General features: G+C 61.5%; 14 protein-coding genes. 5 read left to right on the forward strand and 9 right to left on the reverse strand.

Going from position 1 to position 14,002, the window contains the following annotated elements; all coding sequences use genetic code 11:
* The first annotated feature begins 40 nt into the window (after positions 1-40).
* Positions 41-1,276 (forward strand): M20/M25/M40 family metallo-hydrolase, encoded by a 1,236-nt coding sequence (locus CAF63_RS15930; protein ID WP_085686268.1) that lies wholly within the window; start codon positions 41-43, stop codon positions 1,274-1,276.
* An 88-nt stretch (positions 1,277-1,364) separates the two neighbouring features.
* Here the strand turns inward: CAF63_RS15930 and CAF63_RS15935 are convergent, their stop codons facing one another.
* The 8 genes from CAF63_RS15935 to CAF63_RS15970 all read right to left on the reverse strand — a co-directional run bounded on the left by CAF63_RS15935 (position 1,365) and on the right by CAF63_RS15970 (position 9,622).
* Complete coding sequence (locus tag CAF63_RS15935) at positions 1,365-2,234, reverse strand: oxaloacetate decarboxylase (protein ID WP_007956238.1); 870 nt, start codon at positions 2,232-2,234, stop codon at positions 1,365-1,367.
* Between the two features lie 160 nt (positions 2,235-2,394).
* Entirely contained in the window at positions 2,395-3,429 is a 1,035-nt protein-coding gene (gene astA, locus CAF63_RS15940) for an arginine N-succinyltransferase (protein WP_085686270.1), read from the reverse strand.
* Positions 3,430-3,484: 55 nt separating this feature from the next.
* Positions 3,485-4,501: an arginine N-succinyltransferase gene (locus CAF63_RS15945; RefSeq protein WP_085686272.1), complete on the reverse strand. Its 1,017-nt coding sequence runs from the start codon at positions 4,499-4,501 to the stop codon at positions 3,485-3,487.
* A 118-nt stretch (positions 4,502-4,619) separates the two neighbouring features.
* Positions 4,620-5,969 (reverse strand): APC family permease, encoded by a 1,350-nt coding sequence (locus tag CAF63_RS15950; protein WP_085686274.1) that lies wholly within the window; start codon positions 5,967-5,969, stop codon positions 4,620-4,622.
* 87 nt (positions 5,970-6,056) lie between these two features.
* Positions 6,057-6,809, reverse strand: coding sequence for an N-formylglutamate amidohydrolase (locus CAF63_RS15955; protein WP_085686277.1), 753 nt, complete (start codon positions 6,807-6,809; stop codon positions 6,057-6,059).
* Positions 6,793-8,124, reverse strand: a complete 1,332-nt coding sequence (locus CAF63_RS15960) for a glutamine synthetase (RefSeq protein ID WP_085686279.1) — start codon at positions 8,122-8,124, stop codon at positions 6,793-6,795. Before CAF63_RS15960 ends, CAF63_RS15955 begins: the two co-directional genes overlap by 17 nt.
* Positions 8,121-8,765 (reverse strand): isochorismatase family cysteine hydrolase, encoded by a 645-nt coding sequence (locus tag CAF63_RS15965; protein ID WP_085686281.1) that lies wholly within the window; start codon positions 8,763-8,765, stop codon positions 8,121-8,123. The genes CAF63_RS15960 and CAF63_RS15965 overlap by 4 nt, the downstream gene beginning before the upstream one ends.
* Before the next feature lie 2 nt (positions 8,766-8,767).
* The gene (locus CAF63_RS15970; RefSeq protein ID WP_085686283.1) at positions 8,768-9,622 is read right to left on the reverse strand and encodes a MurR/RpiR family transcriptional regulator; all 855 of its coding nucleotides are present in this window, start codon (positions 9,620-9,622) and stop codon (positions 8,768-8,770) included.
* Positions 9,623-9,944: 322 nt separating this feature from the next.
* On the opposite strand from CAF63_RS15970, the gene CAF63_RS15975 reads away from it, so the two are divergent.
* Positions 9,945-10,517: a histidine phosphatase family protein gene (locus CAF63_RS15975; RefSeq protein WP_085686285.1), complete on the forward strand. Its 573-nt coding sequence runs from the start codon at positions 9,945-9,947 to the stop codon at positions 10,515-10,517.
* The gene (gene cobF, locus CAF63_RS15980) at positions 10,514-11,269 is read left to right on the forward strand and encodes a precorrin-6A synthase (deacetylating) (RefSeq protein WP_085686287.1); all 756 of its coding nucleotides are present in this window, start codon (positions 10,514-10,516) and stop codon (positions 11,267-11,269) included. Before CAF63_RS15975 ends, cobF begins: the two co-directional genes overlap by 4 nt.
* Before the next feature lie 107 nt (positions 11,270-11,376).
* Here cobF and ftrA read toward each other — a convergent pair whose 3' ends face one another.
* On the reverse strand, positions 11,377-12,351 hold the full coding sequence (gene ftrA, locus CAF63_RS15985) for a transcriptional regulator FtrA (protein WP_085686290.1): 975 nt from the start codon (positions 12,349-12,351) through the stop codon (positions 11,377-11,379).
* Positions 12,352-12,451: 100 nt separating this feature from the next.
* Here ftrA and CAF63_RS15990 point away from each other — a divergent pair, with 100 nt between their 5' ends.
* Together CAF63_RS15990 and CAF63_RS15995 are read left to right on the forward strand one after the other, a co-directional pair.
* Complete coding sequence (locus tag CAF63_RS15990) at positions 12,452-12,886, forward strand: rhodanese-like domain-containing protein (protein WP_085686292.1); 435 nt, start codon at positions 12,452-12,454, stop codon at positions 12,884-12,886.
* 254 nt (positions 12,887-13,140) lie between these two features.
* Complete coding sequence (locus tag CAF63_RS15995) at positions 13,141-13,920, forward strand: ABC transporter substrate-binding protein (protein WP_085686295.1); 780 nt, start codon at positions 13,141-13,143, stop codon at positions 13,918-13,920.
* Positions 13,921-14,002: the final 82 nt, after the last annotated feature.

Here is a 14,002-nt window from a genome sequence, read left to right on the forward strand (position 1 = left end):
AGGTACGGTTCAGTACCCGACACGAAACAAGGATTGATTCATGACGTTCAAATTCCCTCGTTCCCTGCTGGCCGCCGGTCTCGGCCTGACTCTCTCTTTCGCCACCGCTGGCGCCTTCGCCGAACCGCACAAACAGGTGCTGGCCGACGCCGAGCAATACAAACCCGAAGCCCTGAAGCTGCTGGAACGGCTGGTCAATATCGACTCCGGTTCCGGCGATGAAAAAGGCCTGAAACAAGTCAGCGAAATCGCCATCGATGAGCTGAAAAAGCTCGGCGCCACCATCGAACTGGTGCCCAACACCCCGGAAAAAACCAACCACGTACTCGCCACGCTCAAAGGCACCGGCAAGGCGAAAATCCTGCTGATGGCGCACATGGACACGGTGTTCAAGGAAGGCTCCGCCGCCGAGCGACCGTTCACGATCAAGGACGGCCGCGCTTATGGGCCGGGGGTGATGGACGACAAGGGCGGGATCGTCGCCGGCATCTACGCGCTGAAAATTCTGAAGAACCTCGACTTCAAAGACTACGCGCAAATCACCTTCCTGCTCGATGCCAGCGAGGAGACCGGCTCGGACGTCGCCACCGACCTGATCAAGAAAACTGCCAAGCTCCACGACGTCACCCTCAATCTCGAGCCGGGCCGTCCGGCGGATGGTCTGGTGGTGTGGCGCAAGGGCAGCGCAACCGCTCTGGTCGAAGTCAAGGGCAAGGCCGCCCACGCCGGCGTCGCGCCGGAACTGGGGCGCAACGCGGCGATGGAAGCGGCGCACCAGATCCTGCAACTGGGCAAGCTCGGCGACGAGGCCAAGAAAACCACCATCAACTTCACCGTGCTCAAGGCTGGCGACCGCACCAACGTGATCCCGGATCAGGCCACGGCCAAGGCTGACGTGCGGGCGGCGGTGCCGGAAGAGTTCGACCGGATCGAAAAGGATCTGGCGCGGGTGTCGCAGGACAAGTTGATCCCCGATACCGAAGTGAAGACCTCGCTGCAACGCGGCTTGCCACCGATGCCGCAGACGGCGGAGTCGGATCGTTTGATGGCGATGGCCCAGGGGATTTACGGTGAAATCGGCCGTAAGTTGACCGAAGAAGGTAGCGGCGGGGCGGCGGATGCGAGCCTGTCGGCCGGGGTGGGGACGCCGACGCTGGACGGGTTCGGGATTGTCGGCGGCAACATTCATACGCCGGAGGAATACGCGGAGGTGGAGAGCGTGGCGCCGCGGATTTATCTGTTGTCGCGGATGATTATGGAGTTGGCGAAACGGTAACGGCAGCCAGCGGTTTCGCGGCGGGCGCCATGCGAGTGGACTCGTGATGGCGTCGGGCCGCTCTGCCTCTTTGTCGCGTGGTGCGGAGTTACTCTTTGACGCTCATGTATTCCTTGGCCCAGAGGATGTATTCCTCAGGCTGGGTGTAGGTGTGGGTCAGTTCGGTGGCGCTCAGGTCCGAGGCCTGGGTGAAAATCTGGCGCTGTTCGCGCAGGCTGTCGTAAGTCGCCTTGATCGCCGCGAAGTAAGCACCGTGGCCGTCGATGGTGACGCGCACGCCCAGTTCGGCCAAGCGTTTGTCGTCGCGCAGTGCCGGGTTGCCGTAGGTCACCAGCATCAGCGGGACGGTCAGGTGTTCGGCGATTTGCTCGAGCTGATCGAAATCCTGGATACCTACCATGCAGATACCGTCAGCGCCAGCAGCTTGATACTGCTTGGTGCGGCTGATGATTTCCTGGTTTGGCAGAATGCCGGCGTTGGTCCGGGCGATGATTGCCATTTCCGAATCGACCCGGGCTTCCAGTGCCGCCCGGATCTTGCCCACGCCTTCGGCGACGGTGATCAGGTCGGTGGATTTGCGGCCGAACTGGGCTGGCAGCAGGGTGTCTTCGATGGTCAGCGCGGCGACGCCGGCGCGTTCCAGTTCGACGATGGTGCGCATCACGTTGAGCGCGTTGCCGTAGCCGTGGTCGGCGTCGGCGATCACCGGCAGTTGGGCGACGCGGCCAATGCGGGTGGCCTGTTCAGCGAATTCGCTGAGGGTGATCAGGGCAAAGTCCGGAGCCCCCAGGACCTGCAACGAGGCGACCGAGCCGCCGAGAATCCCTACTTCAAAACCCAGGTCAGCGGCGATGCGGGCGGACATCGGATCGAACACCGAGGCGGTGTGATAGCAGGTGTCGGAAGCCAGCAGCTGACGGAAGTTACGGCGCAAATCTTGATGAGAAAGCCTGGTCATACGAGTTCCACCAATACAAAGGAATGGAAAGGCTTGAGCAAAGGTGTCAACGCCGAAGGTGAAAAGGCTATCACGCCAATGGGTCAAGGATCATGACGAATTAACGAGGAAGTTAACCAGGAAAATCCTGTTCAGGCTTTCTTGCAGCAGGCAGAGGCGCTCAGGCCGCCACCGCCTGCTGCTGTTGATTGGGCAGCGGCACCGCCCGTACCGAGTTGCCCGGCTGCAATTGCAGGCGTTTGGCAGTGAGGCGATCGATCACCAGACTGCTGCCGACCCGACGTCCCGGTGCGACGGTGATGCGGCAGTTTTCCAGGCGGCGGTTGTGGATCAACCACAGCGGCGCCTGATCGTCCGGCGTGCCGATGCTCAGGGTCAGTTCCAGGCTGTCGCGCACGGTGCGGATGCTGCGGATCGGTGCTTCGATCACCGGGCCGCCGTCAAAAATGTCGATGTAGCCTTTGTGAGCGAAACCTTCGGACTGGAGGATTTTCAGTGCCGGTTCGGTATTGGGGTGGGCCTGACCGATAACGGCCTGAGCCTGTTCGGTGAGCAGGCAGGTGTACAGCGGCTGACGCGGCATCAGTTCGGCGATAAACGCTTTGTTGCCCAGCCCGGACAGGTGGTCGGCGTGGCTGAAATCCATCTGGAAGAAGTGCCGGCCGAGGCTGTCCCAGAAGGGCGAACAGCCTTGTTCGTCGGCACTGCCGCGCAGTTCGGCGATCATTTTCTCGCCGAACAGGTGCGGAAACTCGGCGACAAACAGCAGACGCCCTAATGACAGCAAGCGTCCATTGCTGCCGTGGCGCTGGTCGTGGCGCAGGAACAGCGAGCACAGTTCCGATTGGCCGGTCAGTTCGTTGTTGAGGAACAGCGTCGGAATCTGCCGCTGAATACCCAGGTCCGGCGCCGAACTGACGGTCAGCCCGACGCGATAGTTGTACCAGGGCTCACGCAGGCCGACGGCCCCGGCCAGGGCGCTGACGCCGACCACTCGCTGCTCGTCGTCCTCAAGCACAAACAGATAATCTGCATCGGCCCGCTCGACCTGCTCGGCGAACGCCCGTTGGGCCCAGCGTACCCGGTGGGACAGTCGATCTTCGTTGGCGGGCAGGGTGGTGAACCCGGGACCGGCCTGTTGCACCAGCGTCATCAACGCTGGCAGGTCGCTGACTTGGACCGGACGGACAATCATGCTGCAACTCCTTTTGCGCGCTTGCTCGGGCACTGTCGTTGGGTAGGGGCGCGGTTCACAGGGCGATCACCCGGATCGTGCCGCCGGCGCGGACGTTGAGCGCCGCGCACAGGGCCGGGTCAAGCGCCAGGGGCTGACCGGGCTGGTAATCCAGCTCGGCGACCACCGCCCGAAAGCCATGCAGAGCATCATTGCTCACCAGATAGCGACCACGAGCATCGATCAGGGGTTCCTCCTGAACCGTGGCTGTCTGGCTCTGAGTGATCGAGCGGATGTTGGCGATGCGTGCATACAAGGTCGGGCCGGCGTCGAACAGATCGATGTAGCTGTTGGTTTCAAAACCCTCGCGCTCGAGGATGTCGAAGGCTTCCTGACCGTCCGGGTGGATGCGCCCGATGCAGTCCTGCGCCGCTTGCGGCAGCATCGGCACGTAGATCGGATATTGCGGCATCAGTTCGGCGAGAAACGTACGGCTCTGCAAGCCGCACAGGCGTTCGGCCTCGATGTAGGGCAGGTCGAAGAAGTGTTTGCCCAGCGCATCCCAGAACGGTGAGTTCCCTTGTTCGTCGCTGTACCCGACGATTTCGGTGATCACCGCTTCGGCAAAGCGTGGCGCATGGGCGGCGATGAACAACAGGCGTGCCCGCGACAGCAATTCGGAAAACGGCGTGCGCACCAGCGCCGAGTCGATGTGAAAACCGCGCAGCAGCGTATGCCCGCTCAGATCGTGACACAGCGACAATGCCGGCACGCCATGTTCGATGTTCAGCTCCCGCGAGGCACTGGTGAAATGGCGGTTACGCAGACTGTAGAACGGCTCGTCGTGTCCGGCGGTGGCGAGAATTTCCGAGCAGCCGACCAGTCGGCGGTTGTCCAGATCTTCCAGCACGAAGAAGTAATTCTCCGGGCCTTGAGCCGCCGCATCGCTGTCGAACGAGGCGCAGGACGCGGCGATTTTTTCGCCCAAGCGTTCGCTGTCGTCCGGCAGGGATGTGACGCCCACCAGGCTGTCGCGCGCCAGCTGTTGCAATTGCGGCAGGTCGTTTGGCTCGACTGGGCGTAAGACCAGCATGGATGCACTCCTGTATCAAAAGGTTCGGCCCATTCGCCGAACCTGACTATCACTGTCGGTTTCCACGCGTTAAATCGGCGGTCGCCTGATTTGTTGTCAGACGCCGCTCTTTTTCTTGTCAGCCGTTGCTCGGGTCGGGCAGCGCGGTACTGGCGCCGAGCTTGTTCAGGAAGAACAGATACACCAGACCCAGTGCGATCCAGATCAGGCCGAGTTTCTGTGCATCGACGCCCATGTTGTACATGATGGCCGCGACGATGATGAAGCCGATCACCGGGCAGATCAGGTGACGGATCACTTGTCCGGATTTCTGCCGGCGCCAGTAGTAGTTGATCACGGTCAGGTGCAGCAGCATGAAGCCGCTCAGGGCGCCGAAGTTGACCAGCGAAGTCAGGGTGTCCACCGAATTGATGAACAGGTAGCAGATCACCAGCGACAGCACGGCCACCAGATAAATGCTCAGGTACGGTGTGTTGTGTTTCGGGTGGACCTTGGCCAGCACTTTCGGCAGCTTGCCGTCGCGGGCCATGCCGAACAGCAGGCGTGAGACCGCCGCTTGCGAAGTGATCGCTACCGCCACGCCCCAGGCCAAAGCGGTAGCGACACCGGTCAGGGTCGCCAGCCAGCTGCCGGCAGCGATTTCGGCGATTTCATAGAACGCGGTGTCGGCGGACTTGAAGCCCATGCCGGCTGCCAGATCAGTGGCGATCCAGGTTTGCGCGACGAAAATCACACCCATCACTACCAGAGTAATCAGTGCCGCTTTGCCGACGCTGCGGCCCGGATCGCCCTTGATCTCTTCGGCGAGGGTCGAGATCGCATCGAAGCCGAGGAACGACAGCACTGCAATCGACACCGCTTGCATCAGCAGGGCGAAGTTGAAGGTTTCCGGGTGATACAGCGGCGCGAGGGTCAACTGGCCGTTGCCGCCACCGTTGTGCAGGGCATTCCAGGCATAGAACAGGAAAATCCCCAGCACCACGAGTTGCGCCAGCAGGAACAGGATGTTCATGCGCGCGGTGAAGGTGATGCCGCGCAGGTTGACGAAGGTCGCGCTGACCAGGAACGCCAGAATGAATCCGACTTTCGGGATGTCCGGATACAAATGGTTGAGCGCCATCGCTGCATAAACGTAAAGCAGCGGTGGAATCAGCAGGTAGTCGAGCAGCATCAGCCAGCCGGCGATGAAACCGACGTGTTGATTCAGGCCCCGTTGCGCGTAGGAATATACCGAGCCGGCAATCGGAAAGGCCCGGGCCATGCTGCCGTAACTCAGCGCGGTGAAGACCATCGCCACCATGCCGATGATGTACGCCAGAGGCACCATCCCCGGAGCCTCCGCGTTGACGTAGCCATACACGCCGAACGGGGCGATGGGGATCATGAAGATCATCCCGTACACCACCAGGTCGGTCAGTGTCAGGCTACGTTTCAACTCCTGTTTGTAGCCGAACTCTTCTATTTCCATGAAGCGCAACTCCTTGTCAGCCAGTCGGTCGTTTTAGTTGTTATATCGGTCCGTCGTTTACAGCGTCAGCAGTGGTTACAACAATCCTTACAGCAATGGAGCCAGATAATTCGCCCAGCGGGTCACCGCTTCCGGGCTGCGCAGCAGGTCGTTGCGCACTTCGATCAACACCGAATCAAGGCCCCGCGCATCGCCGTGTACCGGTACGGTCATGTCACCCAGCGGGTCGATCCTGTACGGCTGGTTACCGGCAACTTTCAGCGGATGTCGTTCAAGACCGTCGAGCATCCGTTGGGCATAGGCCCTGGCCTGACCAAACAGCACGCCGACTTCCAGCTCGCGCGGCTGGCCGTAGTACACCGGGGTGAAACTGTGAATCCCTACCACCCGCGCCGGCCGACCTTCGGCCAGACGTGCGTCGATCAGTTGTTGCAGCCGCGTGTGAAACGGCTTGAACAGGCACTGGCGACGGTATTCGCGGGTGGCCTCGTCGAGCTCGCGATTGCCCGGCACCTGATAGATCTCGCTCTGCGCCGGGATGCTGTCGGGCGCATGCCGGGGGCGGTTGAGGTCGATCAGCAGGCGCGAATAGTTGGCGCTCAACAGCGTCGCACCCAGTTGCTCCGACAGTTGCTCGGCCAGCGCCAGGGCACCGATGTCCCAGGCGATGTGTTCGCGCGCCGCCGTTTCATCCAGGCCCAGATTGTTCAGGGCCTCGGGGATGTAGCGGCTGGCGTGTTCGCACACCAGAATCAGCGGGTGCGTCGAATCTTCACGGCTCAGGTTGTAGACCGGTCGGGTGTACAACCCAAGCTCGGCGGATTCAGTACAGGCGTGCATAGTGCTCACAAAGGTCAGCGGGCGAGAGCTGTTCCGTCAGCGCCAGTTCCTCGGTTTTAAGGGCGAAAAAGGTTTCGAGCAACGCGCTTGGCAGCGCTTCGACCAGCGCTTCACTGCGATGCAGGCAATCCAGTGCCTGGGCCAGGGAGGCGGGCAGGGCAACGATGCCCCGGGCCTTGCGTTGTTCGTCGTTGAGTGAATCGGGGATTTCATCGGTGATCGCGTTCAGCGCCAGACGCTGCTCGATGCCCAGGCGTCCGGCGATCAGCAGCGCGGCCATTGCCAGATGCGGTGAGGCGGTGGCGTCCATGGCGCGGAATTCCAGGTTGTATTGCTTCGCCACGGGTTTGTTGCCCAGGCTTACGGTCGGGCAGATACGCAGCGCTGCTTCCCGGTTTTGTTGGCCGAGGCAGGCGTAGGACGCGCTCCAGTGGTGCGGCTGCAAACGCTCATACGACACCGGCGTCGGTGCGGTGAACGCACACAGTGCCGGCAAGTAATGCAGCACGCCCGCCGCCCAGTGCTGGCCGAGGGTCGACAGACCATTGCTGGTGCCGGCGTCGTAAAGCATTGGCTGACCGGCAAGGTCGAGCAGGCTGACGTGCAGGTGAACGCCGTTGCACACCGCGTCGGCGGCGGTCTTCGGCGCGAAGCTAAGATCGAGGCCCATCTGCCGGGCGATTTCGCGGGTGATCTCGCGCACGTTTACTGCGCGATCCGCCGCCGCCACGCCAAGGGTCGGGCGACAGGTGATTTCGTATTGGTGCTTGCCGTATTCGGGCAGGAACATTTCCGGCTCGACACCCCCGGCACGCAATGCGCTGAGCAGCCAGCCGCCGAATTCGGCGCCCTGGCGCTGGGCCTCCAGCGAGAACGCCAGATGTTCGGCAAACCCTGCGTGCAGATTGAATTCGTGTTCGAACGCGGCGTTGACCTGCAAGCCGAGCTCATCGCGATAGCGCTCGACCTCGTTGCGCAACAGCGTGCGCGGGCAGGCGGCCCATGGCCGGCCATCGGTCTCGCGGATATCGCCGTGAATGAAATCCAGCGCTGGCGCTGCGGCGTCCGGGCCGTTGCCGACGGTGACGCGGCTGGCCAGATCGGGAATCAGCCGCAGATCGCCATAAGCGCCCCACGGACTGGTCGAGGCGATGATGTCCTGCGGCGTCAGCGCGCTGTTGGCTGGCACCCAGCCGCAACCGGCGGCCTGATAGTGCTCCAGCTCATCGGTGGGAAACGAACGGCCACGAGTGACGCCGATCAGGTCGGTGGTGACGATGGTGGTCATCGGCAACGGCGACAGGCGTCCGCTCATGGCTGCATCTCCTGCAACCGGCAGAGCACGGTGTCGGTGTCGGTGATCCAGCAGTAGCCCTTGATCGCGTTCAGGCAGGCGTCGTGGCGTGCTTCGGTGTAGGTCGCGCAGGCGTCCGCCACCAGAGTGACGAGGTAGCCACGGTCGGCGGCATCGCGCACGGCCATGTCCACGCACTGGTCGGTGACGATGCCGGCGATGATCAGGTGGCGGGTTTCCAGATTGCGCAGCACGTAGTCGATGTTGGTCGAGTTGAAGACTCCGGAGGACGTCTTCGGCAGCACGATTTCGTTTTCCGCCGGGGTCAGCTCGGCGATGACCTGTGCCTGCGGGCTGCCCTTGGGCAGGTGCATGTCCGAGAGTTTGTGATCCAGCGAGCGGTCACGGCCGTCGGCGGTCAGGCTTTCGATCAGGGTATGCAGCACGTTCTGCCGTGCGGCGCGGAAGGCGTTGAGCAGTCGGACTTGATTGGGCACCACTTGCGAGCGCGTGCGGTTGAGGAAGTACGCGGCGTCCGGGCCTTCGAGGTGCGGGTCGAATTGTGGTTCGAGCCAGGCGCGCTGCATGTCCACCAGCAACAGGGCGGTGTGGTCGGTGACAAACGGCAGGTCCCGTGGCGAGCGATGGGGAAGGCTGAACATCCTTATTTATCCTCCAGCAAATGGGTGTCGAAGTCATTGCGCAGGGCATCGATGCCTTCCAGGCGATCGGCCAGACCCGGGCAACGCAGGGTCAGGCAGGCAATCAATGCCTCGACCTGAGCCAGCGCCGGGACCATGGTGTCGAACGGCGAGGCCGACTCCACCGGGGCGCTGATGATCATGTCGGCCAGCTCGCGCAGCGGCGAAGCATAGATGTCGGTGAACAGCACGACGCGAGCGTTGCTGTTCTTTGCCGCGCTCGCCACGCGCAGGGCCTGGGTCTGGTAACGGCGATAGTCGAACACCAGCACCACGTCCTGGCGTTGCAGGTCGAACAGGCGATCCGGCAGTTGCGCGTTGTCCTCCAGCGCAAAGCATCCGGGGCGCAGCAGACGCAAATGATTGAGCAGGTAAGTCGCCATCAGGCTGCTGAAGCGCCCGCCGAAGCAGTAGACCTGATGCCGGGTGTCGAGCAGCCAGTCGGCCAGAATTCGCACGTCCTCCGGTTGAGTCAGGGCCTGGGTTTCCGCCAGCAGGTTATGGCTGTGAGCCAGATAGTGGCTCCAGGCATCATCCTTGTTCTGATGCGAGCGCGGCTGCAACAGAGTACGCGGCGAGCGCAGGCGATGGTCCATGTCGCTGAGCAGGGCGTCCTGGAATTCGGCATAACCGCCGAAGCCGAGCTTTTTTACCAGCCGCACGATGGTCGGATCGCTGACGCCGGCATGTTCGGCCAGGCGCGCCATCGGGCCAAGCCCGTTGCGTGGATACTGATCGAGCAAGGCGCGAACGACTTTGCGCTCCGACGGCGTCAGGTCAAGGCCGGGGTCGGTGATCAGGTCTCTTAAAGGGGGCATCCGGGCTCCTGCTGGATGGGGGTGTTGAATTCGCTTCACAATCCGTTAAAACAGTATTTATGTAACTGACGCTACATGTCTAGCGAATTTTTCGGCGTTTAAATCAGGCTCCAAAATGGGGCGGGATGCCCGTAACGCAAGGGTTACACGGATGTCGATCGGTCTTGTAGTCCATTGCCCATAGTGGTGTCAGATATTGCCGCTTTCGCATGCTCGGATCGCTCAATCCACTTGTCCGTAGCCTCCCGGTTTACGGCACAATTGCCGCTACATCAGCGCTTTCACCGATGACCCTCACATATTCCAACCGAGTGACTTCCCTGTGCAGACCACCCGTTTGACATTGATCTGCCATGCCAGAACCGTCGCACAGAAATTGGCGTGTTTTCCTACGAACGAACCTGTTGAAGAAACGGCGCTGGCGTACTGCTCGCTGGCTTCGCGTTTCGACTCTGCTTCACGGTTGATTTGCGGCCCGGAGCTGCGTACCCGCCAGACGGCGGCGTGGTTTGGCCCTGAGGCTCGCATCGACGAGGCCCTGCGTGATTGCGACTGGGGGCGCTGGCAAGGACACTCGATCAAGGACTTGCAACGAAACGAACCCGAGGCATTGCAAGCCTGGCTCGAAGAACCGCACGCCGCACCCCATGGCGGCGAGTCGGTGGCGCAGTTGCGCGAGCGCGTGGCGGCGTGGCTGGTTTCACTGCAAGCCACACCGGGACACGTGGTGGCAGTCACCCATCCGTTCGTGATTCGTGCTGCATTGATGCAGGTCGTGCAGGGCGAAGCGTTTCACAGCCTCGATGTCGAGCCGCTGGCGATGATCGACCTGCGGTTTACCGGGCGCTGGCGGCTACGCTTGTCAGGCATCAACCTCGAAGGAGCGGAGCAATGAAGCGATTGCTGGTGATCGGCATCGGTGCCGGCAACCCGGACTACATCACGATGCAGGCGGTGAAGGCGCTGAACCGGGTGGACGTGTTTTTCCTGATGGACAAGGGCCAGAGCAAGGACAAGCTGATCGACCTGCGTCGCGAAATCTGCGAGCGCTACATCATCGATCGTGCGTACCGTTTCGCCGAAGCCCACAGCCCGGAACGCGAGCGCGGCGATGTGGACTACAGCGCCAGCGTCGATGATCTGAACCGCGCCAAGCAGCAAACCTTCGAACGCCTGATCAATGACGAATTGGCTGACGGGCAGTGCGGCGGTTTTCTGGTGTGGGGCGATCCTGCGTTGTACGACAGCACCATTCGTATTCTGCAGGCGATTCTGGCCTCGGGGCGATGTGAGTTTGAATTCGACGTGATTCCCGGCATCACCAGCGTTCAGGCACTGGCGGCACAACACAAGGTGCCGTTGAATACCATCGGCCGCTCGATTGAAATCACCACCGGCCGACGCCTGGCGGCGGGGCAGGTGAGTGACAGCGACAGCCTGGTGGTGATGCTCGATGCCGAAGATTCCTACCATCGGGTGGCGGATCAGGAGACCGAGATTTACTGGGGCGCCTACCTCGGCACGCCGGATGAAATCCTCATCCATGGCAAGCTCAGTGACGTTGCCGATGAAATCGAACGGGTGCGCAAGGCTGCGCGGGCCGAGCATGGCTGGATCATGGACACTTATCTTCTGCGCAAGCCTTGAGTCACATGTTGCCTGGAAGGACGCTTTCGCGAGCAAGCTCGCTCCCACAGATAGCAACTTGATCCTGTGGGAGCGAGCTTGCTCGCGAAGAGGGCTGTGAGTTCAACTCAAAAAGTAGATCTGATCTCTCGACCAAAGCGTTCGCGATACACCGACGGCGGCACGCCGACCACGCTGCGAAACGCCACACGAAAGCTTTCCACCGAGCGATAGCCACAGCGCAGGGCGATCTGCTCGGTGTTCTGCGGCGTGCTTTCCAGCAATTCCCGCGCCCGTGCCAGACGTTCGTGTTGCAACCAGGCCTTGGGTGACTGGCCGCTGGCTTCGGTAAATTTGCGCAGGAAAGTGCGCTCGCTCATCGCCGCTTCGCTGGCCAGATCGCGTACCTCCAGCGGTTCGTGCAGGCGCTCGCGGGCCCACTGCATCACTCGCGACAGGTCACTGCGCGGCGTCGGGCTGACCGGCGTCGGAATGAATTGCGCCTGACCGCCGGTGCGTTGCGGCGACATCACCAGCCGTCGCGCCACCGAGTTGGCGATCTGGGTGCCGAAGTCCCGGGCCACCAGATGCAGGCAGGCGTCGATCCCCGCGGCGCTGCCGGCCGAAGTGATCAACTGACCGGAATCGACGTAAAGCACATCCGGATCGACATCGATGGCCGGGAAGCGCTCGGCCAGTTCCGAGGTGTAGCGCCAGTGAGTGGTGGCGCCGTGACCGTCGAGCAGGCCGCTGGCCGCCAGCACAAACACGCCCGAGCAGATCGACAACAACCGGGCGCCGCGCGAATGGGCATCACGCAACGCTTCGAGCAAGGCTTCCGGCACCGGCGCACTGCGGTCGCGCCAGCCGGGAATGATGATAGTGCGCGCATCCGCCAACAACTCCAGACCACCGTCCGCCAGCACCTGAATTCCGCCCATGGCGCGCATCGGGCCTTGATCGACCGCCGCAATGCAGTGCTCGTACCATGGGAAATCGAACTCCGGCCGGGCCAGGCCAAAAATTTCCACCGCGATGCCGAACTCGAACGTACAGAGGCCGTCGTAGGCCAGAATCGCGACCAATCCAGGTGAATCAGGCATTTGGCGGAAAATTCCCGGTGAGTGTCTTGTGCGCCACTGTAGCGGCAAGCGGCGTCTCGATAAAGTCTGTTCATCCCCACCGACAAAGGAGTGATTCAACATGCCCAGCCTGGTTCGCGAAATCCCTGCAGCGCCTTCGGCCATTGCCCTGATGCATTTCAGCAACCGTCTGACCTTTGAAACCGATTGTTCCGACGTCTTCAGCAGCCAGCAGGCTGGCGAGATCGATTTTGTGCTGGTCGATGTGCGCGGGCCGCTGGCTTTCGAGCGTGGTCATGTGCCAGGGGCGATCAACATTCCGGGGCGTCTGTTGACGGCAGAAGGGCTGGCGAACTACCCGAAAAACACACTGTTCGTGGTTTATTGCGCCGGTCCCCACTGCAATGGCGCCAACAAGGCCGCGGTGAAACTGGCGGCGTTGGGTTATCCGGTCAAAGAGATGATCGGCGGGGTGACCGGTTGGCTGGATGAAGGCTTTCAGTTGAGTGTTGCGACACCACGCGTCGCCACCGCACCGATCGCTTGCGATTGCTGATAGCCGTAGGGTTGCCGCTTCGGCGGCAGCTTTTGTCGGCTTTGTCCTACAACCCTTGCGCCGCTTTGGCGCACTCTTTTCCCACGTGATGGCACTCGCCGATTTTCTGTAAGTATTTGTCGCTTAAAAACAATTTGCCCCGTGCGCGCCGCCATAGACTGCCGGCCACGTCGGTTTCTTTGCGCTACACAGCCCAAGGCCGAACCTGACAATCGAAAGCTGCCAATAAAAGCCTCCGCACACGGGAGTAATAAATGAAAAAGCTGGTTATGTTCGGTGCCCTGGCACTGTCGATGTTGTCCCTGACCGCCGTGGCCGAAGACGCCAAACCGATCCGTATCGGTATCGAAGCCGGTTACCCGCCATTCTCGATGAAAACTCCTGACGGCAAACTGGCCGGTTTCGACGTGGACATCGGCGATGCGCTGTGTGAGCAGATGAAAGTCAAATGCACCTGGGTCGAGCAAGAGTTCGACGGCCTGATCCCGGCGCTGAAAGTGAAGAAGATCGACGCGATCCTGTCCTCGATGACCATCACTGACGACCGCAAGAAAAACGTCGATTTCACCATCAAGTACTACCACACCCCGGCGCGCTTCGTGATGAAGGAAGGCTCTGGCGTGAAAGACCCGCTGGTCGAACTCAAAGGCAAGAAAGTCGGCGTGCTGCGCGCCAGTACCCACGACCGTTACGCCACCGAAGTGCTGGTGCCGGCCGGCATCGAGCTGGTGCGTTACGGCTCGCAGCAGGAAGCCAACCTGGACATGGTGTCCGGTCGTATCGACGCAATGCTGGCCGACTCGGTCAACCTGAGCGACGGCTTCCTGAAAACCGACGCCGGCAAAGGCTTCGAGTTCGTCGGCCCGACCTACGAAGACGCCAAGTACTTCGGCGGCGGCGCCGGTATTGCAGTGCGTAAAGGCGATACCGAGCTGGCGGAGAAATTCAACACCGCCATCAACGAAATCCGCGCCAACGGCAAGTACAAGCAAGTGCAGGACAAGTACTTCGACTTTGACGTGTACGGCCATTAATACGCCGTAGAAAAAGTGGCCCCGTTGACGCGGTGGCCACTTTTTTTTCGCCCGTGATTTATCCTGTCAGCACATTTCAATG

The organism is Pseudomonas sp. B20(2017) (genome assembly GCF_002113125.1).
GTDB lineage: Bacteria > Pseudomonadota > Gammaproteobacteria > Pseudomonadales > Pseudomonadaceae > Aquipseudomonas.

Excerpts from the sequence above, each read along its gene's own strand:
- CAF63_RS15965 (WP_085686281.1), bottom strand. The coding sequence starts at position 8,765 with ATGTTCAGCCTTCCCCATCGCTCGCCACGGGACCTGCCGTTTGTCACC.
- CAF63_RS15955 (WP_085686277.1), bottom strand. The coding sequence starts at position 6,809 with ATGCACGCCTGTACTGAATCCGCCGAGCTTGGGTTGTACACCCGACCG.
- CAF63_RS15995 (WP_085686295.1), top strand. The coding sequence starts at position 13,141 with ATGAAAAAGCTGGTTATGTTCGGTGCCCTGGCACTGTCGATGTTGTCC.
- cobF (WP_085686287.1), top strand. The coding sequence starts at position 10,514 with ATGAAGCGATTGCTGGTGATCGGCATCGGTGCCGGCAACCCGGACTAC.
- CAF63_RS15950 (WP_085686274.1), bottom strand. The coding sequence starts at position 5,969 with ATGGAAATAGAAGAGTTCGGCTACAAACAGGAGTTGAAACGTAGCCTG.
- CAF63_RS15935 (WP_007956238.1), bottom strand. The coding sequence starts at position 2,234 with ATGACCAGGCTTTCTCATCAAGATTTGCGCCGTAACTTCCGTCAGCTG.
- CAF63_RS15945 (WP_085686272.1), bottom strand. The coding sequence starts at position 4,501 with ATGCTGGTCTTACGCCCAGTCGAGCCAAACGACCTGCCGCAATTGCAA.
- CAF63_RS15960 (WP_085686279.1), bottom strand. The coding sequence starts at position 8,124 with ATGAGCGGACGCCTGTCGCCGTTGCCGATGACCACCATCGTCACCACC.
- ftrA (WP_085686290.1), bottom strand. The coding sequence starts at position 12,351 with ATGCCTGATTCACCTGGATTGGTCGCGATTCTGGCCTACGACGGCCTC.
- CAF63_RS15970 (WP_085686283.1), bottom strand. The coding sequence starts at position 9,622 with ATGCCCCCTTTAAGAGACCTGATCACCGACCCCGGCCTTGACCTGACG.
- astA (WP_085686270.1), bottom strand. The coding sequence starts at position 3,429 with ATGATTGTCCGTCCGGTCCAAGTCAGCGACCTGCCAGCGTTGATGACG.
- CAF63_RS15990 (WP_085686292.1), top strand. The coding sequence starts at position 12,452 with ATGCCCAGCCTGGTTCGCGAAATCCCTGCAGCGCCTTCGGCCATTGCC.
- CAF63_RS15930 (WP_085686268.1), top strand. The coding sequence starts at position 41 with ATGACGTTCAAATTCCCTCGTTCCCTGCTGGCCGCCGGTCTCGGCCTG.